The sequence below is a fragment of the Cycloclasticus sp. P1 genome, assembly GCF_000299965.1.
Taxonomy (GTDB): domain Bacteria; phylum Pseudomonadota; class Gammaproteobacteria; order Methylococcales; family Cycloclasticaceae; genus Cycloclasticus; species Cycloclasticus pugetii.
Map to the genome: position 1 here is coordinate 1565432 of NC_018697.1, position 22270 is coordinate 1587701.

The following is a 22270-nucleotide window of genomic DNA, read 5'->3' on the forward strand; positions in this document are numbered from 1 at the left end:
TTGCGATTAAAAAGTTTTTACTTAAGTTTCTGTTGCTAGCGGCTTACTTTGCTTAGGCAATCTATTCTGCTGTTCAAGCTTTAAAAGGTCCTCAAACCCTCCTATGGCACAATCATCAACAAAAATTTGAGGAAAGGTTCGGGCTTGAGTGCGTCTACGTAACTCCTGGAATTTTTCCGGGTGTATGTAAGTGTCGTACTCGCTGTAATCCAAACCTTTGCTTTCAAGAAGGCGCTTAGCATGTGTGCAATAGCCACATCCTGGCCTTGTATAGATTTCAATTTTTTTCATATATCTGACCTCTTGTTGTTTCAGCACTCAACTTGTTGCTTACTGCTGATGAAAGTCAGTATCCAAAAAATCGACTTTAGGAAAAACAGCCTTGCTGTTGAATAATTATCAATGATATATTGACAATCATGGATACATTAGATGGATTAAAGACCGTTGTAGCCGTGGTTGAAACCGGCTCTTTTACCGCAGCAAGCGACCGACTAGGGCTTTCGAAAGCCTTGGTCAGTAAATATGTCGGAGAGGTGGAAAAACAATTGGGGGTGAGGCTATTTAACCGGTCTACCCGTCGATTAGCGCTAACCGAAGCCGGGCAAAATTATTATGAAAACGCACTTCCCCTGATTGATAGCTTTAATGCACTTATCGACGATGTCACAGGAGAACAGAGATCACCAAGGGGGTTGCTTAGGGTTAGCGCCCCGCAAACCTTTGGCGAAATGAAGCTATCTCCTGCCCTCCCCCGTTTTCTCGATGAACATAAAGAGATGCAGGTCGACCTGCTTTTGGGTGACAAGGCAGTTGATATGCTTGAAGAAGGAATTGATGTCCGTATTCTGATCGGTGGCGTTGATGATTCCAGCATGGTGGCAAGATCCATCAACACCTTGCCTTTGATTCTATGTGCGTCACCCTCTTATTTAAAATCAAAAAAAGCACCAGATTCTCCAAGTGATCTGAAAAATCACACTTGCATCATCGACAGTAATTTCCGTATTGGTAAAAAGTGGCCTTTTATCTCACCAAACGGCGAAACGGCATCTATTGATGTGATGTCTCGCGCTTCAGCAAATAGCCCGAGAGCCGTGAAGGAAATGACGTTAGCGCATGGAGGCATTGGTATGATTCCTCGATTTATTGTCGAAGAAGAATTGAAGAGTGGCACGTTGACTCAAGTATTACCCAATTACAGAACACTTGAATTTGGTCTATTCGCCATCTACCCCCATAGGAAGTACCTATCGAAAAAAGTACGCAGTTTCATTGATTTTTTAATGGATGAATTCGGATAGTTAGCGTTCGGCGATAAAAGTAAACTCACACTCAAAATAGGCTACACCTACAAACAAGTATTGTTCGGCTGTGTCAATCGAGTTTCTGCTAGGTTCTGACAAACAGAGTTCCGAAGCTGCTGCGTAAGCATAAACCCGCATTAGCTTACTCAAGCAATTGATGTTCAAATTCAGTTCCCATTGTGGGAACCAAACCCGCGTCCCGACCCACCACCAAAAGATAGTCCCATAAGGACTTAGAAAAACCCATAAAACCAATAGAAACAAGGTTTTGTGGGTTTTTTTATGCCTATAACATTCTAGGGGAATCCACCAAACCCTGGTTTTTTAATGACACTCGTAGTAACATCACGCCAAATACTTAACAATATCCATACTTTGATGAGGTATTCCAATAATCTCGACCTGATTGTTATTAATAACGTAAAAAATAAGGTGCATGCCTTCAGGGTAACAATAGTACCCTCTCTTCACATCATCTCTTGGTCTGCCTAACAAGGCATTTTCAGCTAACCACTCGAAACGTTTAATTAATGAGCCAAGGTAAGTATCTGCTTGCGTTATGCCCCATTCCTTATAGGTATAAAGCCAAATAGATTCCAGGTCATCTTGCGCAAGTGACCTTAACCGATAGGGGGTTGTCATTTATGGTGCTTGCTACGCAACCCCGACATAAACTTTTTACCATCAAAGTCATCGACTAGCGGGCTGTTTTCACCTGCTTGTAATTTATCTCTAAGCACCTGTAGCTTTGTTTCATCCTCTTCAAGTTTGCGTAGCCCTGCACGCACGACCTCACTTACCGATTGAAAACGCCCTGAATTAATTTTCTCATGCACGAACTCATCAAAATGTTCACCGAGTGTTACTGATGTATTTCTTGCCATAACTTCACCTCCATAAGATGCTGTATTAAATATTAATATAGCATGTGCTGCCGTATAAACAAATTAACGTGAGTGATTAGCAGTCATATCGATTACAGGTATTTTTGAGACTTAAAAGAACATCTTTACCATTTAACCTGTATTTCAATTAGTTAGATCTAGATTTCAATTCCTTTCGCCTTTCCCAAACTCCTACAACCTGCTAAATAAGCCTGAGTTTTCTATTTAAGTTAACTCTTAACCCTTCCTTAACCCTACTTTTGACATACTAAACTCAACAAAACTTTAAAACATGGGAGTGTTTTATATGAATAGAGTGATTCAATCGCTCGGCCTATTCGCAATATCTTTGGTATTAAACGCATGTGCGAACTTAGGTAATAAACAGCTTAGCGAATCGGCTCTGAATACAACGGGGCAAATGGTGACATGGCAAGCACAGGATGCTACTGCCGAAGATGCCAGCCAACTAACTGATTTGGTTGATATTGAGGCAATACCAAACCTTACGAATTTTATTCAAGAGGCATTAAACAATAATGCCAATTTACAACAAACATTAGTGACGTTACGAACGGCTCAGGTTGCTATAGATACCGCAGAAGCAAACCAAAATGTTAATTTAAGTGCTGGAAGCAGTGCTAGCAAAGCAAAGAATGAGAATTCTGGCTACAGCAACAACTTTAATATCAGCTGGGAGCTGGACTTATGGCAAAAGATCAGCAATGGTGTCAGCGCTGCTAACTTTCAGGCAGCAAGTGCTGAAGCTGCTTACCAATCAGCTCGCGACAGTTTGGTGGCCAATGTTTTACGTGAATATATTAATATTTTAAGCCAGCAACAGTTATTAAATATAGAACGCGCTCGGCTAACAGTATTTAAAAATAATGAAACAGTTATTTTAAACCGTTACCGCACGGGCTTAGGCTCATTAGACGATTTGGATACGGCCAGAACGAGTAATGCCACCATACAAGCGACACTTGCTCAATATGAATATAACTTAGCAACGGCTAGGCGTATGCTTGCGGTGTTGTTAGGTCGACAAGATCAAAGCCTAACTGAGCTAGATCAATCCTCTAGTTTTCCTGATGTACTGCTACCTTTAGCGAACCTACCTAAACAAAATCTATCGCGTAGACCAGATTTACAAGCGGCTTATTACACACTCAAAGCATCTGAATTTGAGGTTGATGTTGCTTATAAAGCTTTATTGCCCAGTATTAACCTGTCAGCGGCATTAAGCGATAGCGCTAGTTCTGCTACTGACGCCTTATTTACTAATCCATTATGGAGTTTACTTGGGCAGATGACGGCGCCGTTGTTTCAAGGTGGAGCACTACGCGCGCAGGTGGAAATAGAAAAACTAGCCTCTGTGAACGCTTGGTGGCTATATCAAGAGTCGCTATTAAACGCGGTACAAGAAACACAAAACGCACTAGACAATGAACGGGCATTAACTGAAAGAAAAAAATATACCAGCATGGCCATTGATAATGCCGAACGAAGCGTTAAAACCACTGAGGGCCAATATCGTCAAGGACTGGCTAACATTCTTGATTTAGTGTCGGTGTACAACAGCCGATTCGACTTACAAAGCCAGCTCATTCAGCTGCAAGCATCACAACTTCAAAATCGTATTAACTTAGGCCTAGCACTAGGCCTTGGAGTGCCCTATGAAAAATAAAAAACTTTTTGTCAGTTTAATTGCACTAGCAACTATTGTTATCGCCATCACTTATACCCTGATGAATATGGACGCTGGAAAAGCAAACAAGCCTCGGGGTAATCAGCCGGCAAATAAGGACAATAGCCGTGTTGAAGTTGATAGAAGCACAACTTCTGCCAAGCCGCCGCGAAACCTGTCAGCGCAAACCGAAAAGGATCGCAATAACAACGCTAGCGAAACCCAAGCTGATGCAACTAAAAGAAACAGTGATAACTCTCAAGCGCAAGTTGGTGTTTATAAAGTGTCTGCCGCTAGCTATCATGCCGTTGTTAAAGGCTATGGCGAAGTTCAACCCGTTGACAGCTTAAGCTTAATCGCCCAAGTAAATGGACAGATCGATAAAATAGCCGCTAACTTTAAAACCGGCGCTTTAGTAAAAGCAGGTGAAACACTGGCATTTATTAATAAGACTCCCTACTTAAAAGCCTTAGCAAGCGCTCAGTCAGACTATCAAGCAGCCGTTGTATCGTTGGAAGAAGAGCGTTTACTAGGCATACAAGCTCGTGATGAATGGAATCGTTCAGGTCTAGATGGTGACCCTGCGTCAGATCTGGTTTTAAGAGCACCACAATTAAAAGCTGCTCAGGCGGCATTAGAAAAAGCTCGGCAAAGCGTGGCATCGGCAACACGTGATGTAGCGTTAACTGAGGTCACAGCACCCTTTGATGCACTGGTTATTAGCCGAGAGGTATCACCCGGTAGTTATATTCAAACTGGAGGGGCTGTCGCAAAACTATATTCTGTCGATAGTGCCGAAATAGCCATTGGTTTATCGCCTAGTCAATGGACATTGCTACCCAGCTATACCTCGCAAGCTGAACTAGACTGGCCGGTTACCTTGTTGGATGCTTCAACAAATATTCAGTGGCAGGCCAATGTATCTCGTGTAGAACTTCATCAAGATATGACCACCCGACAACGAAATGCGATTGTTAGTTTAAACAAGCCACTTACCCAACAACCCCCACTACTTTTGGGTAGTTTTGTTAGTGCTCAAATACAAGGTATTAAGTTAGATAATATTTGGAAAATACCCGCTTCAGCTGTCTCTCAAAAACAAGAAGTCTGGTTTATTTCACCGAGCAACAACACCTTGCAAAAATTTACCCCAAACGTGTTATTTGAAAATAAAGGTTTTGCATTTATCAGCCCATACCAACAACTTAAAAATGCGCTCATCGTTTCGCGGCCCTTAAACAGTTATTTGGCAAACACTCGGGTACAAGCTGTTATTGAAGCAACAACTGGAGAATCAAATAATGACTGAGCATAAGGGCATTATTGCTTGGTTTACTCAAAACCCTGTTGCAGCCAATTTACTGATGGTTAGTTTAATCATTCTTGGTTTGGTCTCCATGAATGACATTCGAAAAGAAGCCTTTCCGAGTATGGAGCCTCGCTTTATTACCATCTCTATGGTCTACGATAGTGGTGACGCAGAACAGGCCGAAGAAGGCATTGCAATAAAAATTGAAAATGCTCTAGAAGCCCTCCCAGGTATCAAACGGATCACCTCAACTTCTCATGCCAACGGCTCAACGGTGCAAGTTGAAAAAGAAACCGAATATGACCTCGATGAGCTTTTTACTGACATTAAGGCCGAAGTAGACAGTATTTATAATTTCCCATCCGATGCAGAAAAACCTGTTATAGAAAAAGCCCGCCGTCAACAACACGCCATTTGGGTGCAACTTTATGGCGATGTAGACCACAGCACTTTGCAATATTTAGGTGAACAACTTGAACGTGACTTGCTTGCAAAGCCTGACATCAGAGACGTAAATGCCAGTAGCTTTATTGACCCTATGATCTCCGTTGAAATCGACGAAGCCAAACTACAGGCTTACGGTTTATCCCTTTCTTCGGTGTCGGAGATTATTAACCAAGAGTCTAATACCACACTAACCACCAGCTTGCGTAACAAAGAAAAAGTCATTCGCTTAAAAGCATCAGAACAAGCCTACTACGCCAAAGACTTTGCTGATATTCCGCTGATTACCCATTCAACTGGCGTGGTACTGACGGTTGGCGATATAGCCAAAGTGACTGATATATTCGCCGATGACAGCTACAAACTATCGCGCTACAACGGCAAAAATGGTTATGGCATTCAAGTGATGATGGATGAATACGGTGACATCACTAGTATGGTAAAGCAAGCCCATGAAGTGGTTGAAACATGGCATCAAAAAGGCTTGTTACCTGAAGGCGTTGAGCTGGAAACTTGGTACGACAAAAGCATCATGATCACCGAGCGTTTAAGCCTGCTAACCAATAATGCTTTAATGGGAGTAGCGCTGGTTTTTATAACCCTCGCGTTATTCCTAAATTTACGTGTCGCTTTTTGGGTTGCAGCCGGGTTGCCGTTCATCTTCTTCGGCACCTTGTACTTCATGACCGGCAACTACACCGACATGACATTAAATGAAATGACGACCTTTGGCTTTATTATGGCATTAGGTATTGTGGTGGATGATGCAGTTGTTATAGGCGAAAGTGTTTACTCTACGAGAAAACAGCATGGCGACACCGTGGATAACACCATATTAGGCACCCATAAAGTTGCTATACCGACGTTATTTGGTGTGCTAACAACGGTCGCCACGTTTTTTGCCTTATCTAATGTGTCGGGTGGTTTAGGTACCTTGTATTCACAATTCGGCACGGTTGTTACCCTGTGTTTATTGTTATCGGTGGTTGAGTCAAAACTAATTTTACCGGCGCATTTAGCCCATTTGCCCACCAAACAGCAAACAAGAACCGGCTTAGCAGGCATCTGGAATAAAATACAAACAGCCGCTGACAATGGCTTGCAGTGGTTTAACTATCGAGTATACAAACGGCTGCTTAAGCTTACTATTGCGTATCGTTATGCGGCCATTCTATTTTTTATTGCTTTTTTTATCATTGTTATCAGCTTGCCGCTTACCGGTGCGGTACGTGTTAGCTTCTTCCCCAGCATGCAAGGTGATACCGTCACAGCCAATATGGCTTTGCACAGTGACGCGAGTTTTGGTCAAAATGAAAAGAACTTATTAACGCTAGAGCAAGCAGTATTGGAAGCTGACAAACAATTATTGCAAGAAAAGAATAAATCAGGAACCGGCATTGGTAGTTTGCAAATATTAGCAAATGGCGACCAAAGTGGCAGCCTCACTATTTCGCTAGATGAAGCCAAGCCCTATTCTTTGGATGAACTATCCGCACGCTGGAATCAACTAGCGGGAAACTTAGAAGGCGTAAAAAGTTTAAAAATTCGCTCTCGTCGTGAAATGGTGGAAGGCTTTAAAGTTGAGCTTAAAAGCATTAATGAAGATACCCTGACGGCGGTGAACAACGCCTTTATAGAAAAGCTATCTGAAATCAATGGCGTGTATGCCATCGAAAGCTCTTTAACGCCAGGCGAAGCGATGATGCGTTTTGAGCTAACGCCTCAAGGACGCGCCATGGGGATGGACACCAGAAGCCTGTCCCAACAGCTGCTAAAAGCATTTGGCGGTGAAGTTGTTCAACGTTACCTGCGTGATAAAAATGAGGTTAAAGTGAGGGTGCGTTACCCAGCAAAAGACCGAATGAATCCCTCTGATGTATTAACAACGCAAGTACGGTTAGCCGATGGCACGGTTGTTCCTTTAAGTGTTGTTGCCAGCATTATTCCCGATGTACAACAAAAACAGGTGGTGCGCATTAACGGGCTACGAGCACTCACTGTAAGCGCATCGGTTGACGGCGACCTGATTACCTCTACTGAACTGGTCAACGACATAAAAGAAAGTTTTGCTCCTCAGCTGGAACGACAATATCAAGATTTATCCTTGTATTTTGCCGGAGAAGCCGAAGAGCAAGCCGAGACACAAAGCTCAATGCAAAGCGTATTTATTCTCGCTTTATTGTCTATTTTTGCGCTGTTAGCTATTCCATTAAAATCATATGTGCAGCCATTAATAATAATGACAGCCATCCCCTTTGGAATAGTTGGCGCCATTATTGGTCATTGGTCTAACGGGCTCATGTTGAGCTTATTATCACTCAATGGCGTCTTGGCGCTAAGCGGTGTCGTGGTGAATGATAGTTTATTACTGGTTTCGCGTTTTAATACCTTACGTCAAGAAGGTTTAGCGATAGAAGCCGCTGTTATCGAAGCATGTACAAGTCGTTTGCGCGCTGTACTGCTCACCTCTATCACCACATTTGCAGGCTTATACCCAATATTGGGCGAAACATCGATGCAGGCACAATTTTTAATCCCAGCGGCGGCATCACTGGGCTATGGTATTTTATTTGCCACGTTTATCACACTTTTATTAACCCCCGCTTTATTGTTAATTTACGATGATATCTTTCGTGTCTTTAACCGTGCGTTATCTAACCAGCCGTTAAGCAAAATGAAGCTGCCAACTACAGAAAATAACCAGAGCTAGAACGATCAATGCACACTGGAGAGCAGATGATACGAGTATTATTGGTAGAAGATAATTTAGGCCTTGCAGGCAATATTATTGACTATTTAGAGTTGGAAGACATGGCCTGCGATCATGTCGCTAACGGTATTGCTGCTTTGAACTTAATGAATGCACAAAGATTCGACGTTATCATCCTTGATATCAACCTGCCAAAAATGGATGGGTTTCGTGTCTGCGAACATGTAAGAAATCAAGGTGATGACACCCCTATCATTATGCTAACTGCCAGAGACAAGCTGGAAAGTAAACTAGAAGGCTTTCAAATGGGGGCTGATGATTACTTAGTGAAACCTTTTGAGATGGCTGAGTTAGTCGCTCGCGTGATCACACTGTCGACACGACGTTCTGGACAAATAAGAAAACTCCAATTTGGTAATGTTTCTTTAGATCTAAAAGCACAAATCGCCTCTGTTAACGAGAGCCTTTTAAAGCTCAGCCCAACCACCTTTAAAATCCTTCAAGTACTACTTCGTGAACAAGGTAATGCCGTCAGTCGCCAGCGCCTTATCGATGCCGTTTGGAAAGATGAAGCGCCCGAAAGTAATACCTTAAAGGTGCATATTCATAACCTACGAAAATTACTGGCTCAAGGCGGCTCTAATATAGAGGTAAAAGCACTTCCAAACGCTAGTTTCTGTATTGCTTTAACAAGCACCCCATCCTCAAAGAAGGTTGCAGACGATAATGACATTGAGCAAACCGATAACAAGCAGGAGCGCAGATAGTATGGTGAATGATTTACGACTTAGTTTACGCCGTTATATTTTGTGGTCATTATTTAGCCTTGCAGCCATTTTGATCATTCTTTTTTCAATTCAAAACAGTGATAGTTTTTTTGATGGCATGGACGGCATGCTAAAAAGAACCATGATTCGTGTCGCTGAAAGAGCTGAATTAGATACCAGCGGTAGTGCAAAAATTCTTGATTTTTACATTTCAGATCAATACAACGAGTTACCTGAAAAAATTCGCTCAAGCTTTAAACCAACGGACTTTCAGCCATACGTATTGTTAAAAAACATTAACAAACCGAATTGGTTTAAAAGACCGGAATCTGCACAGTTTGCCTTGCTGGCACGCTTACCAAATGGCGATATTCGCTATGTATCACAAGCTTTTGAGGCCCCACCCACTCGTCAAGCCAGACCTTTTCATATCAATCGCATTATTTATAACATACTGCTTGGCCTAATTGCTCTGGCTTCTTTTGCGCTTGCTTTGCAGTTTCTTATGCGCAGCGTCACAAGGCCAGTAGAAAAGCTTCAACAATGGGCCGCTAAGCTTGACGAGAAACAACTCGACTCACCCATTCCTTCATTTAAATACAAAGAACTAGATGCCCTTGCACATATTATTCATAACAGTTTGCAAGATGTTCGCACGACGTTATACCGCGAAAGAGAGTTTGTTAACCATGCCAGCCATGAATTACGCACTCCTATTGCCGTTATTCGCAGCAGCAGTGAACTTTTGCAAAGAGTCGTCGATCCTGACAATATTAAAGGCAATAATGCCATTGCTCGTATTGATCACGCCTCAAAAACGATGGCCGATTTAACCGAAACACTGTTATGGCTAGGAAGGGATACAAATGAAACCCTGCCGCTAAACGCCATCAATATTAAGTCAATGATAGAACAGATCAGTGAAAATTTAATGTACCTACTGTCAGGTAAAGAAGTCACCGTTAACTGTCATTTAGAAAACTGTGAGCTAACTTTGCCTAAAACAGCCACTGAAATAATCATAGGGAATATCATCCGTAATGCATACCAACATACTTATTGTGGCTCGGTAGAGATAAACCTTAATAGTCAAATACTTACTGTTATAAATAAAGAAAAAAGTAGCCCACATGCACCCAACTATATTGAAAAAGAAAATCTAGATGATGGCTATGGTATAGGTATTAAACTGATCGATAAATTAGCGACTAAATTGGGCTGGTCTTATCAACATCGAGCGTTGAATAACGGTTATCAAGTGGTTCTTTCGCTCAGCGATTAAGCAACTTAAAGTAAGCTTCGTGTCTGCCAAAAATAAGCCACTAAAACTGCCCAAACCCTCACAGCTACAAAAACCTAGTTTTTTAAAGACACGAATAGTAGAATCTTACTTTTAATTTTGGTTATTTAGTTAACATTAAATCTTCATAACCAAGCTTCATAGCGAATACCTCTCCACAAAAAAAGGACAATCATGGAAAAAATCAAGTGCGCATTGATTGGATCTGGCAATATTGGCACAGATCTTATCTATAAAATTCAAAGAAGCCCTTATCTTGAACCTGTTTGGATGGTAGGTATTGATCCAAAGTCTGAAGGTTTGCTCCGCGCTAAAAATATGGGCCTCAAGGTAACCTCTGATGGTGTCGATGGTTTATTACCTCATGTGCTTGAGGACAATATTCAAATAGCCTTTGATGCAACCAGTGCCTATGTTCACGCTGAAAACAGCCGTAAACTTAATGAGCTTGGCGTGTTAATGATTGATTTAACACCAGCCGCTATTGGCCCCTTATGTGTCCCACCCGTTAACTTAAGCCAGCATACTGAAAAGCTTGAAATGAACGTAAATATGATTTCATGTGCAGGGCAAGCCACTATTCCTATTATCAGCGCGGTATCAGGCATTCAATCTGTTGAGTATGCAGAGATTGTGGCCAGCCTTGCTTCAAAGTCTGTTGGCATTGGTACTCGTGAAAACCTTGACGAGTTCACCTATACAACCTCCGGCGCTATTGAAACGGTTGGCGGTGCTCGTAAAGGCAAAGCCTTAGCTATTATTAACCCTGCTGAGCCGCCACTTATTATGCGTAATACTATTTACTGTATTACCGATGATAAACCACAGGAAGACAAGATCGTTGAGTCCATCCTAAATATGATTGAAGAAGTTAAAAAGTACGTCCCAGGCTACAAACTTATTAATGGGCCTATTTTTGATGGCAATAAAATTTCTGTGTTTATGGAAGTTGAAGGGCTTGGTGACTATTTACCCAAATACGCTGGCAACCTTGATGTAATGACTGCTGCTGCCACTAGAACGGCAGAGATGTTCGCGGAAGAAATTCAAAATGGAACAATAACTCTTAAACCTGTGGAGGCTGCGTAATGTCAGAGTCAACAACCGAAAAACTAAGCTCATTAGATGGCCGCAAAGTTATTTTACATGACATGTGCCTGCGTGATGGCATGCATGCCAAGGGTGAACAAATTTCTGTTGAAGAAATGGTTCGCGTTGCAACCGCATTAGATGATGCAAACGTTCCATACATTCAAGTCACACATGGTGCAGGGCTGGGTGGTAATTCATTGCAGCATGGCTTTTCAATGGCCACTAATGAAGAATACATTTCTGCCGTCGCCCCTTTAATGAAGCAAGCTATTGTGTCGGTTTTGCTGATTCCTGGAATGGGCACGATGAAGGAACTTCAATCCGCTTATGATGCTGGCGCACGTAGTGTTCATGTCGCCACGCATTGCACGGAAGCAAACACATCACCTCAACACATCGCTTTTGCTCGCAAATTGGGCATGGATACTACCGGCTTTTTAATGATGGCCCATTTAAATACTGCTAAAGGCCTTGCCGAACAAGCAGCATTGATGGAGTCTTATGGTGCACAAACTGTTTACCTAACCGACTCGGCTGGTTATATGTTGCCTGAAGATGTTACGCGCTGTATTTCAGCCTTACGTGATACGTTAAAACCTGAAACAGAAATTGGCTTTCATGGTCATCACAACCTTGGAATGGGCATTGCAAACTCTATTGCAGCTATTGAAGCAGGCGCTAGCCGAATTGATGGATCAGCAGCCGGTTTGGGTGCTGGCGCAGGCAATACACCATTAGAAGTTTTTGCCGCTGTGTGTGAGCGCATGGGCATCGAAACAGGTGTTGATTTATTTAAGCTCATGGATCTGTCAGAAAATATTATTCTGCCATTAATGGATCATGTTATTCGTGTTGATAGAGAGTCATTAACCTTAGGTTATGCTGGTGTTTACTCAACTTTCTTATTGCATGCAAAACGTGCAGCTGAACGCTTTGGTATTCCTGCTCGAGATATTCTCGTTGAACTAGGCAGAAAGAAAATGATTGCAGGCCAAGAAGATATGATTGTTGATACGGCGATGACAATGGCTAAACAACGAGGCATAGAAATTACTACCAGCGTGTAAGAAACAACGCTAGGAACAGTATAAAAAAAGCCTTGCCATTAACATGGCAAGGCTTTTTTATTAGTTAATATAAAACTAAATTTAAAATACTTAAACGCCTAAAGCATCTCTGGCCAACGAACTGCCCGACCCTTGCAATGGCCCTAATGGGTTTTTGCGTGACTTTTCAGAATCTAGAAACGGCACGCCACTCCAAATTTTATAAACAGCTACGCCATTATCTAACACAATCAGCGCATCAAAACGCCAACCCGTTTCTATTGTTTTACGCTTAAAGCCCAACAAATCATTAAACACGCTACCCACGCGTTTTCTTTTAATAATACCCGGATGCGCCTCATAGGCAATACAGGCCTCTTGCTTCATCAAACAATTTCTAACACTTACTGGTAGGTGCTCCAATTTAACAGAATTAGTTGGCATAAATTTTTGCAGAATATCTAAGTACGACAGTATTTTTACATTTGGTGTTGAGTAAGGATTAAAACCCAATTGCTGTAACTCTTCGATTGTTGTTTGGTTAAGAATAATTTTATCGTATGCAGACATGGCCTGTTTGAAGCTATTCCAAGGCGATTTAGTCACATCTTCTGTTCTAGGAAGCGGGCTGCCGCAGGCTGTTAGGAAGAAAAAAACCAATAAACAAAGCAATAAACGATGCTCTCTCCCATTTTCCATTTTGCTAACCCTTTTTTTATTTGAATTTTATTAACTGCTTACCTTAAAGAATAGCTGATTCTTATTAATTTGCGCATCCTTTAAGCGCTTAATTCATCAACAAAATGGGTGATTACTGCTCTTGTTCGGTTAATCTCCAATTTTTAAGCATAAAAGTTTATAATAACCACTTTATCTCTGATAGAAGGTTTAGATGAATGCAATCTAACACCCCGACTATCCCAATTGAAGGCTCTAAAAATGACATCCCAACCTACCTTAGGCTTCGCTGACTTAGCGTTGTCTACTCCTGTAATGGACGCTCTAAAACGCATCGGTTACGAACAACCCTCTCCTATTCAAGCTGAAGCAATACCACATTTGCTAGATGGCCATGATTTAATTGGTACAGCACAAACGGGTACTGGTAAAACAGCCGCATTTGCTTTACCCCTTTTATCAAAAATTGACTTAACAGTCAGCGGCCCGCAAGTATTAGTGCTAGCACCCACACGTGAACTAGCCATTCAAGTTGCTGAGGCATTTAAAACCTATGCTAGCTCAATGAAGGGCTTCAATGTGTTGCCAATTTATGGCGGCCAAGCGATGGATACCCAATTAAGGCAACTGCGCCGTGGCGTACACGTTGTTGTTGGTACACCAGGCCGTGTAATGGATCATTTACGCCGTAAGACGTTAAAACTAGATAACCTAAAAACCATCGTCTTAGATGAAGGCGATGAAATGCTAAGAATGGGTTTTATTGAAGATGTAGAGTGGATTTTAGAACAAACACCAGAGCAACGACAGGTTGCCCTATTCTCTGCAACCATGCCTGCCCCCATTCGACGTGTTGCCGACAAATATCTAAGCTCACCAAAAGTCGTTAAAATTATTTCTAAAACATCAACCGTTGAACGCATTGAGCAACGTTTTTGGATGGTTAGCGGCTTACATAAACTAGATGCTTTAACGCGAATCCTTGAGGTTGAAGACTTTGACGGCATTATTATGTTTGTCCGCACAAAAGCATTGACCGTAGAGTTAGCTGAAAAACTCGAAGCCCGTGGCTATTCCGCCTCGGCTATTAATGGTGATATGACCCAAGCGCTTCGTGAACGAACCATTGGTCAATTGAAAAAAGGTCAAATTGACATTCTGGTTGCCACCGATGTCGCGGCCCGCGGCATCGATGTTGCCCGTATCAGCCATGTTGTGAACTATGACATCCCTTATGATACAGAAGCCTATGTTCACCGTATTGGGCGTACTGGTCGCGCAGGTAGAACAGGCAAGGCGATTTTATTTGTTGCACCACGCGAACGTCGCCTACTACGTGCTATTGAAAACGCTACCCGTCAGCCAATCAAACCCATGGAGTTACCAACTCGCCAACAAGTTAATGAAAAACGAGCTAACGACTTTAAAGCAACACTGACACAAGTGATGTCGAATAAGAAATTAGATTTTTTCCACCAGCTTATTCAGTCCTATATAGAAGAACACGATGCTGACCCGATTCAACTAGCAGGGGCATTGGCCTATTTGGCTCAAAAAGACAAACCATTGATGCTTGAGGAATCTTCTAAAAAATCATCAGCCAAAGAAGGGAAAAGCCCTCGTCAAGACGCCTCAATTAAAGGTGAAAGAAGAAGCAAATCATTGCGCCCAGATAAAGATGATTTACCCAAAAGTAAACGTGGCAACCCCAAAGTGCCGATGGACAACTACCGCATTGAAGTTGGAAAAAACCACAATGTTATGCCGGGTGATATTGTGGGCGCCATTGCCAACGAAGCAGATGTTGAACCAAGACACATCGGCCATATAGAGCTCAATGAAGACCACAGTTATATTGAATTGCCCGTTGGCATGCCAAAAATTGTTTTTCAAAGCCTGAAAAAAATTCGCGTTCGAAATCAGCCGCTTAATATCGAGCGAACCGATCATGTAGCAAAGCCTGCCGCAACCTCGGCGAAACCCGCTAAAGGTAAGAAAAAAACGTACACTAAAAAACCTAAAAAGAAAAAAACCAAGTCGTTTTAAACTTAAGTATGGACGAAAGAATTACAGAGCTTGAAATAAAAGTGGCATATCAAGAAGACACGATCCAACAATTGGATCGTGTTCTTTGTCAGCAGCAAGATCAAATAGACTCGCTCAAAAAACAAATCAAAGAGCTAACAAACCGCTCTCAAGACACATCCACGGACACGAAAAGCCTATTTTCCGCCTTGGATGAAGTTCCGCCACATTATTAGAAACAACCGATACTCAACTAACAGATAAACCTAATCATGAGCATAAACTGGTATCCAGGGCATATGCATAAAGCCCAAAAGGAGATTAAACAGCGCCTCCCCGAGGTGGATATGTTTATTGAAGTATTAGACGCAAGGATTCCATACAGCAGCGAAAACCCCATGCTGGCTAGTATTCGTGCTGATAAGCCTTGTATTAAAATTCTAAACAAAACGGATTTAGCTCAAGCTGATAAAACAAAAGCTTGGCAGGAATACTTAGAACGCAACAAAAACACAAAGACACTGGCATTAAACTTAAATCAACCGAATAAAAGTGAACAAATATTCTCACTTTGCCAAAAACTAGTGCCAAACAAAGGTACAAAAATATCCCCTATTACCTGCCTTATTACAGGTATTCCTAATGTTGGAAAATCTACATTAATCAACACACTAGCAGGAAGAACCATTGCCAAAACGGGCAATGAACCCGCCGTCACTCAAACACAACAACGGATTGACCTAGGCAATAATATAATCTTATTTGACACACCCGGCCTACTTTGGCCAAAAGTAGAAAACGAAGACAGCGGCTATCGTTTAGCCATCACAGGGGCCATCAAAGATACGGCTATTGAATATGATGATATCGCTTATTATGCCGCTGAGTATTTTCTAAAAGAACACTCCGATGCCTTAATGGAACGCTACTCGCTAGATGAGCCACCAAAAAATGAAACTGCCCTACTTGAATCCATCGGTAAAAAAAGGGGAGCTTTAGTCTCTGGAGGTCGTGTCAACCTCAATAAGGCTTCTGCTATTTTTATTCATGATTATCGAAGTGGAACCTTAGGCAACATCACACTTGAAACACCTAAAATGATTGAGCTTGAGATCGCTAAAACTGAAAAAATACTAGCCGAAAAAGCTGCACTAAAAGCCGCTCGAAAAAAGAATTGGAAAAATAAAAAATAATAGCTGATCTTAGTTTCATCTAATAACGCTTGTTAGATCAGTGCGCATGTTTTTCATTTCTTGCAGTTACCCCATATCCACCTATTTATAATGCCCTTTCAATGGCCGTTTGCGCCTATTACACAGGCTCAAAAACAAACTTGCCTACGTCGCCTGATCAGGTCGGGCACAATTAAATTCAGAGTCACATTTGCTAATTAGGGTTTGCGATCCAATAGCCTGTCAATGATATAATATGCTTTTCATCTCTATCCTACCCACCTGTATTACACCTAAGGAATCAATGAACTTATCTACACGCTTTGCTTACCTACTATTTATATTTTTTGTACCCACCATAGCGTTTGCTAGTAATACCAGCGAAACAAGTCATCTTGATCTAACCGACAATATAATTGGCTATTTAGCCCTTGGCGTATTTGCTATTGCCTACCTATTAGTTATTTTTGAAGAACAGCTTCATTTACCCAAATCAAAGCCTGTTCTTTTAGCAGCAGGCATCATCTGGATCATGATTGCCATTGCTTACCAACAACATGGTTTTGATGACTCCGCTGAAATTGCAATACGACATAACTTTCTTGAGTACGCAGAGCTATTTTTCTTTCTCCTAGTCGCCATGACCTACATAAACGCCATGATAGAACGAGGTGTGTTCGATGCGTTAAGAGGTTGGTTAGTTGAGAAAAACTTTAGTTATAAATCGTTGTTTTGGCTTTTAGGGATACTCGCTTTCTTTATATCCCCAATAGCTGACAACTTAACCACCGCGCTTATTATGTGCACAGTTGCCTTGACGGTTGGTACCAAAGAACCAAAATTTGTGGCCATTTCATGTATTGCTATCGTTGTTGCAGCAAACGCTGGAGGTGCCTTTAGCCCGTTTGGCGATATTACAACACTGATGGTTTGGCAAAAAGGACTTGTTCGTTTTACCGAGTTTTTCACCTTATTTTTGCCGTCTTTTGTTAACTACCTCGTGCCTGCGGCCATCATGCATTTTTTCATTCCAAGCGGCTCCCCCGACAAAGTTGACGGCGAACAACTTGTAATGCATCGCGGAGGAATAGTCATTGTCGTCCTATTCTTATTAACCATTCTAACGGCTGTGAGCTTCCACAACTTTCTTCATTTACCCCCTGCTATTGGCATGATGACCGGTTTGGCGTATTTAAAGTTTTTTGGCTACTATCTCAAAAGAACCTATCGTTTTAGCGGCAACCCCACAGAAGACCGATTTAACGAGGGCATGAAAGCGAGAAATACTGACTATACTCGTGATAAAGACTTTGATGTCTTTAAAAAAGTGGCTGGCGCAGAATGGGACACCTTATTCTTCTTCTACGGCGTTATTATGGCTGTCGGTGGATTAGGCTTTATTGGTTATCTAGGCATGATTTCTGAAACGATGTATGGTGAGCTAGGACCAACGGTTGCCAATGTCATCGTAGGCGTACTCTCGGCTATTGTCGATAATATCCCTGTTATGTTTGCGGTACTCACGATGAACCCAGATATGTCACATGGCCAATGGCTGTTAGTCACTCTTACAGCTGGTGTTGGTGGTAGCTTGCTTTCCATTGGCTCGGCTGCAGGTGTAGCTTTAATGGGGCAGGCTCGTGGCATTTACACGTTTGCTTCTCACCTTAAATGGACACCGATTATCGCGTTAGGCTATATAGCCAGTATCTATGTTCACCTATGGGTTAATGCATCACACTTTTAACCACATGAAGAACTCGCACACAGCGGATAACTCGTCACCACCCGCGCCTATTTTAGGTTTTGTAGCCAATAGCGGTACTGGGAAAACAACGCTTATCAGCCAACTCATTCCTATATTGAATGAACGAGGGCTGAAAACTGGCTTAATTAAGCACAGCCACCATGATTTTGAAATCGATCAACCAGGCAAGGACAGCTATCGCCTAAGAAAAGCTGGGGCCTCCCCTGTTGTGTTGGTTTCTAGTCATCGTCGCGCGGTGATTACCGAGTTAGACGGAAACGAGCCCACTCTGGCAGAACAACTGGGTTGCTTTCCTCCAGGCTCTGTTGACTTGGTGATTGTTGAGGGCTTTAAACACACGTTTTATCCAAAAATTGAACTGCATCGAGCTGAATTAAACGCCCCTTTTCTATACACTAATGACCCTTCAATTATCGCTATAGCCAGCAACACAAACTTATCGACAGAGCTTCCACACTTTGACATAAACAAGCCTGAACAAATCGCTAACTTTATCATCGACCAATTTTTAAAGGCCACAGAATGACTGACTGTTGTAGCACCCCTGGGGTATTAACACTGGAGCAAGCATTAACTCAAATTTTACAAACGCTTCAGCAAACTGATCGTTATGAGCGTGTATCGCTAAAGGACTCGCTTAATAGAATCACCTATGAAGATATAAAGTCTTCTGTAGATGTTCCTAGTTTTAGGAACTCATCCATGGATGGTTATGCCATTCGAACCGGTGACCAACAAGGTCACTCACTAAAAGTGATTGGTGTTTCTTGGGCCGGCAAACCTTTCACCAAAAAAGTGGCTAAAGGGGAATGTATCCGAATTTTTACCGGCGCCTATGTTCCAGATGATTGTGATTGCGTTGTCATGCAGGAAAATGTTCATCGAACCGGCGAACAGATTCAAATAACACAGCAACCAAAACACGGTGAAAACATCAGAAACATTGGAGATGACACAAAAAAGAATCAAGCAATACTCAATAAAGGCAAGCTCTTAAAGCCTGCCGACATAGGGCTACTTGCAGCTTGTGGCATTGCAGACATTAGCGTTTTCAAACAACTCACCGTGGGGTTCTTCTCAACCGGTGATGAACTCATTTCTATTGGACAACAAGCTCAACTTGGGCAAATTTTTGATAGCAATCGCTACACCTTGCAAGCCTTACTTGAACAAGCGGGTGTTACACCCATAGACTTAGGTGTCATTCCAGACAACCGCCTTGCTGTTGAAGAAGCGTTGGTATCCGCTTCTAAAAACTGTGACCTGATCATTACCACTGGTGGCGTTTCGGTTGGTGAGGCCGACTTTATTGCTGAAGTTCTGGCTAAAATTGGTACCGTTAATTTATGGAAAATTGCCATTAAACCAGGCAAACCGCTAGTTTTTGGTACTATCGGCGAGGCTGCTTTTTTTGGCTTGCCGGGCAACCCTGTCTCAGTCATGGTGACCTTTCAGCAAATTGTGCTGCCTGCATTACATAAAATCATGGGGCGAGCGCCACAAACAAGTGTTAATTTACAGGCCAAAACAACTGAAATCATCAAAAAACAGCCTGGGCGTACCGAATTTCAACGTGGGTTTGTTGAAAACAAATACGGCGAGCTATTGGTTCATTCAACCGGCGGACAAGGCTCACACATGCTAAGCTCTATGTCTAAAGCTAACTGCTTAATTGTCTTAGAGCAATCAGCTAGCGACATTGAGAAAGGCCAATATGTAACCATTCAATTATTGGAAAACACCCTATGACAGCAAAATCCATTTTAGTGACCGGCGGCGCAGGCTATATAGGTAGCCATGTTGTTAAGTTGCTTGGCGAACGAGGCGAAAACATCATCATATTAGATGATTTATCAACTGGTTTTGAACACTCAATTTTGTACGGTAAATTCATTCAAGGTAACACCGGCGACAAAAAACTTGTAGACCGCATCCTACAACAACACAATATTGATTCTGTCCTACATTTTGCAGCTCACACCATCGTCCCTGAGTCTGTTGAAAACCCACTGAAGTATTATGAAAATAATACCTGTTGCACGCGTAACCTGTTGGAGTGCTGCTCTAAAGCGGGCATAAAAAATATAATCTTCAGCTCTACTGCTGCTGTATACGGCGAACTTGAAACCGGTTTTGCTTCAGAAGAAACCCCTACCGCACCGATTAACCCGTATGGCAGTTCTAAACTGATGAGTGAGCAGATGATTCGCGACTTATCTAAAGCCACAGAACTCAATCACGTTATCTTGCGCTATTTTAACGTTGCCGGTTCGGACCCCGATGGAAAAATTGGTCAATCAACAAAAAATGCGACTTTACTCATTAAAGTCGCCGCTGAAGTTGCTGTTGGCAAACGTGAAAAATTATTTGTTTTTGGCACTGATTACCCAACACCCGATGGCACCGGTATTCGTGATTACATCCATGTGTCTGACTTAGCTGAAGCACATATTAACGCTCTGGATTATTTAAGAAATAATGGCGAATCAACAACCCTTAATTGTGGTTACGGCCATGGTTTTAGCGTTAAAGAAGTCATTAACGCTATTAATGAAGAACATGGCGTACCCATCTGTGTCGAAGAAATGCCCCGTCGTGCCGGTGACCCACCAGAACTCATCTCTGTGGCTGAAAAAATCCGTCAAACCATTGGCTGGCAACCTCAGTACGATGATTTAAACCTGATCGTTAAAACATCCTTAGCCTGGGAAAAGAAACTAATTACACACGGTAGCTAATAGGTTCAAGCGAGCCAACCCTGCACTATGCAGTTAATCTTAGCTACCACGTTCTGCTAAGAAGGTTTTAATTCGCTTTAAGCCCTCTTCAATACGTTCAATTGATGTCGTGTATGCAAACCGAAGATACCTTGCAGGTTCGCTAGAACCAAAGTCTTTCCCTGGCGTTGTTGCTACACCTGCTTTTTCCAATAACTCCAAAGCAAACGCATAACTATCATCCGTAAATAATCGGCAGTCCGCATAAATATAAAACGCACCTTGTGGCTTAGCCATCATTACAAACCCCAATGACTCCAAACCCTCGTAAAGCCTATCTCTACGCTGCTCGAACTCATCTCTACGTTGATTCAAAATCACTCGTGTATCCTCATCAAAGGCAGCTAAAGCGGCATATTGCGAAGGCGTTGGTGCAGAGATATATAAGTTTTGCATAAGCCGATTTGCAGCTGATATAGCGTATTCAGGCACCACCAACCAACCCAAGCGCCAGCCTGTCATTCCAAAAAACTTTGAAAAGCTATTTAAAACAAACACATCATCTGATATTTCTAATGCTGAAATGGCTCGTTGCCCATACACAAGCCCATGATATATCTCATCTGAAATTAAAAACCCTTCTCGCTCTGTTATTGTTTGAACAATATTTTGTAACTGATCAAAATTAACCGTTGCTCCAGTTGGGTTTGAGGGTGAGGCCATCATTACACCACGTGTTGCCTTCGACCATGCTTGTGCAATTAACTGCCCTGTTAGTTGAAAACCATGTTCCTCACCAACATTGATAGAGGTTGGCTGCCCCCCAAATAAAGTAACTATATTATTATTACAGGGATACCCCGGGTCGCAGGTCAGCACCTCATCACCTGCATCTATCAATGATGCTAAGGCAACCGTTAAGGCCCCTGATGCACCTGGCGTAATAAAAATACGTTCAGGCGATAGGTCAACGTTATACTCATCACGATAATACCTTGCTATTTTTTTTCGTAAGGCAGGTAAGCCTTGCGCTTTAGTATAGTGAACATCTCCTTTTTCCAAAAAACCTTGAGCAGCCTTTAAGATCGGTTCAGGGGTTGGAAAGTCTGGTTCCCCTACTTCCATATGAACAACATTTTCCCCTTGCTCTTCAAGCGCTTTAGCTTTCTCCATAATATCCATCACATAAAACGGAAAAACCTGTTCAACGCGCTTAGAAACTTTTCCAACATTCATCAAAAAACCTTTGTAGAAACCTGAAATAAAGTCTATATTTTAGAGCAATACAACTGAACGTACGAGCATTCAAATCGACGAAAAACATTGCTTATTTCCGCAATATCTGATATTTATGCGCGCTTGAT

20 protein-coding genes are annotated in these 22270 nt (G+C 42.2%); 15 read left to right on the plus strand and 5 right to left on the minus strand.

Annotated elements, in window-relative coordinates; translation table 11 throughout:
* Positions 1 to 21: 21 nt before the first annotated feature.
* Complete coding sequence (locus tag Q91_RS07515; RefSeq protein WP_015006288.1) at positions 22 to 291, minus strand: glutaredoxin domain-containing protein; 270 nt, start codon at positions 289 to 291, stop codon at positions 22 to 24.
* A gap of 128 nt (positions 292 to 419) precedes the next feature.
* On the opposite strand from Q91_RS07515, the gene Q91_RS07520 reads away from it, so the two are divergent.
* Positions 420 to 1304: a LysR family transcriptional regulator gene (locus Q91_RS07520; protein WP_015006289.1), complete on the plus strand. Its 885-nt coding sequence runs from the start codon at positions 420 to 422 to the stop codon at positions 1302 to 1304.
* A gap of 348 nt (positions 1305 to 1652) precedes the next feature.
* Here Q91_RS07520 and Q91_RS07525 read toward each other — a convergent pair whose 3' ends face one another.
* On the minus strand, positions 1653 to 1949 hold the full coding sequence (locus Q91_RS07525; RefSeq protein ID WP_015006290.1) for a type II toxin-antitoxin system RelE/ParE family toxin: 297 nt from the start codon (positions 1947 to 1949) through the stop codon (positions 1653 to 1655).
* Positions 1946 to 2191 (minus strand): type II toxin-antitoxin system ParD family antitoxin, encoded by a 246-nt coding sequence (locus Q91_RS07530; protein WP_015006291.1) that lies wholly within the window; start codon positions 2189 to 2191, stop codon positions 1946 to 1948. Before Q91_RS07530 ends, Q91_RS07525 begins: the two co-directional genes overlap by 4 nt.
* Positions 2192 to 2498: 307 nt before the next feature.
* Here Q91_RS07530 and Q91_RS07535 point away from each other — a divergent pair, with 307 nt between their 5' ends.
* The 7 genes from Q91_RS07535 to dmpG all read left to right on the plus strand — a co-directional run bounded on the left by Q91_RS07535 (position 2499) and on the right by dmpG (position 12567).
* Positions 2499 to 3878 (plus strand): TolC family protein, encoded by a 1380-nt coding sequence (locus Q91_RS07535; protein ID WP_015006292.1) that lies wholly within the window; start codon positions 2499 to 2501, stop codon positions 3876 to 3878.
* Positions 3868 to 5187, plus strand: coding sequence for an efflux RND transporter periplasmic adaptor subunit (locus tag Q91_RS07540; protein WP_015006293.1), 1320 nt, complete (start codon positions 3868 to 3870; stop codon positions 5185 to 5187). The genes Q91_RS07535 and Q91_RS07540 overlap by 11 nt, the downstream gene beginning before the upstream one ends.
* A complete protein-coding gene (locus tag Q91_RS07545) occupies positions 5180 to 8341 on the plus strand; it encodes an efflux RND transporter permease subunit (protein ID WP_015006294.1) in 3162 nt (1053 codons plus the stop codon). Before Q91_RS07540 ends, Q91_RS07545 begins: the two co-directional genes overlap by 8 nt.
* 26 nt (positions 8342 to 8367) lie before the next feature.
* Positions 8368 to 9108, plus strand: a complete 741-nt coding sequence (locus tag Q91_RS07550; RefSeq protein WP_041230524.1) for a response regulator transcription factor — start codon at positions 8368 to 8370, stop codon at positions 9106 to 9108.
* Between the two features lies 1 nt (position 9109).
* Positions 9110 to 10390, plus strand: coding sequence for a HAMP domain-containing sensor histidine kinase (locus Q91_RS07555; protein WP_015006296.1), 1281 nt, complete (start codon positions 9110 to 9112; stop codon positions 10388 to 10390).
* Positions 10391 to 10579: 189 nt separating this feature from the next.
* Positions 10580 to 11497: an acetaldehyde dehydrogenase (acetylating) gene (locus Q91_RS07560; protein WP_269493162.1), complete on the plus strand. Its 918-nt coding sequence runs from the start codon at positions 10580 to 10582 to the stop codon at positions 11495 to 11497.
* Entirely contained in the window at positions 11497 to 12567 is a 1071-nt protein-coding gene (gene dmpG, locus Q91_RS07565; protein WP_015006298.1) for a 4-hydroxy-2-oxovalerate aldolase, read from the plus strand. Before Q91_RS07560 ends, dmpG begins: the two co-directional genes overlap by 1 nt.
* A gap of 90 nt (positions 12568 to 12657) precedes the next feature.
* Here dmpG and Q91_RS07570 read toward each other — a convergent pair whose 3' ends face one another.
* Positions 12658 to 13245, minus strand: coding sequence for a hypothetical protein (locus Q91_RS07570; protein ID WP_015006299.1), 588 nt, complete (start codon positions 13243 to 13245; stop codon positions 12658 to 12660).
* 240 nt (positions 13246 to 13485) lie between these two features.
* On the opposite strand from Q91_RS07570, the gene Q91_RS07575 reads away from it, so the two are divergent.
* The 7 genes from Q91_RS07575 (at position 13486) to galE (ending at position 20927) form a co-directional block, all read left to right on the plus strand.
* Entirely contained in the window at positions 13486 to 15270 is a 1785-nt protein-coding gene (locus tag Q91_RS07575; RefSeq protein WP_015006300.1) for a DEAD/DEAH box helicase, read from the plus strand.
* Between the two features lie 8 nt (positions 15271 to 15278).
* Complete coding sequence (locus Q91_RS07580; protein WP_015006301.1) at positions 15279 to 15485, plus strand: SlyX family protein; 207 nt, start codon at positions 15279 to 15281, stop codon at positions 15483 to 15485.
* A 36-nt stretch (positions 15486 to 15521) separates the two neighbouring features.
* Positions 15522 to 16442, plus strand: coding sequence for a ribosome biogenesis GTPase YlqF (gene ylqF / locus Q91_RS07585; RefSeq protein ID WP_015006302.1), 921 nt, complete (start codon positions 15522 to 15524; stop codon positions 16440 to 16442).
* A 283-nt stretch (positions 16443 to 16725) separates the two neighbouring features.
* Complete coding sequence (gene nhaD / locus Q91_RS07590; RefSeq protein WP_015006303.1) at positions 16726 to 18168, plus strand: sodium:proton antiporter NhaD; 1443 nt, start codon at positions 16726 to 16728, stop codon at positions 18166 to 18168.
* 4 nt (positions 18169 to 18172) lie between these two features.
* Entirely contained in the window at positions 18173 to 18715 is a 543-nt protein-coding gene (gene mobB, locus Q91_RS07595) for a molybdopterin-guanine dinucleotide biosynthesis protein B (RefSeq protein WP_015006304.1), read from the plus strand.
* Positions 18712 to 19938 (plus strand): gephyrin-like molybdotransferase Glp, encoded by a 1227-nt coding sequence (gene glp, locus Q91_RS07600; RefSeq protein WP_015006305.1) that lies wholly within the window; start codon positions 18712 to 18714, stop codon positions 19936 to 19938. The genes mobB and glp overlap by 4 nt, the downstream gene beginning before the upstream one ends.
* Positions 19935 to 20927 (plus strand): UDP-glucose 4-epimerase GalE, encoded by a 993-nt coding sequence (gene galE, locus Q91_RS07605; protein ID WP_015006306.1) that lies wholly within the window; start codon positions 19935 to 19937, stop codon positions 20925 to 20927. Before glp ends, galE begins: the two co-directional genes overlap by 4 nt.
* 39 nt (positions 20928 to 20966) lie before the next feature.
* Here the strand turns inward: galE and Q91_RS07610 are convergent, their stop codons facing one another.
* Positions 20967 to 22142 carry an aminotransferase class I/II-fold pyridoxal phosphate-dependent enzyme gene (locus Q91_RS07610; RefSeq protein ID WP_015006307.1) on the minus strand — a complete coding sequence of 392 codons (1176 nt, stop codon included), beginning with the start codon at positions 22140 to 22142 and terminating at the stop codon, positions 20967 to 20969.
* Between the last annotated feature and the right edge of the window lie 128 nt (positions 22143 to 22270).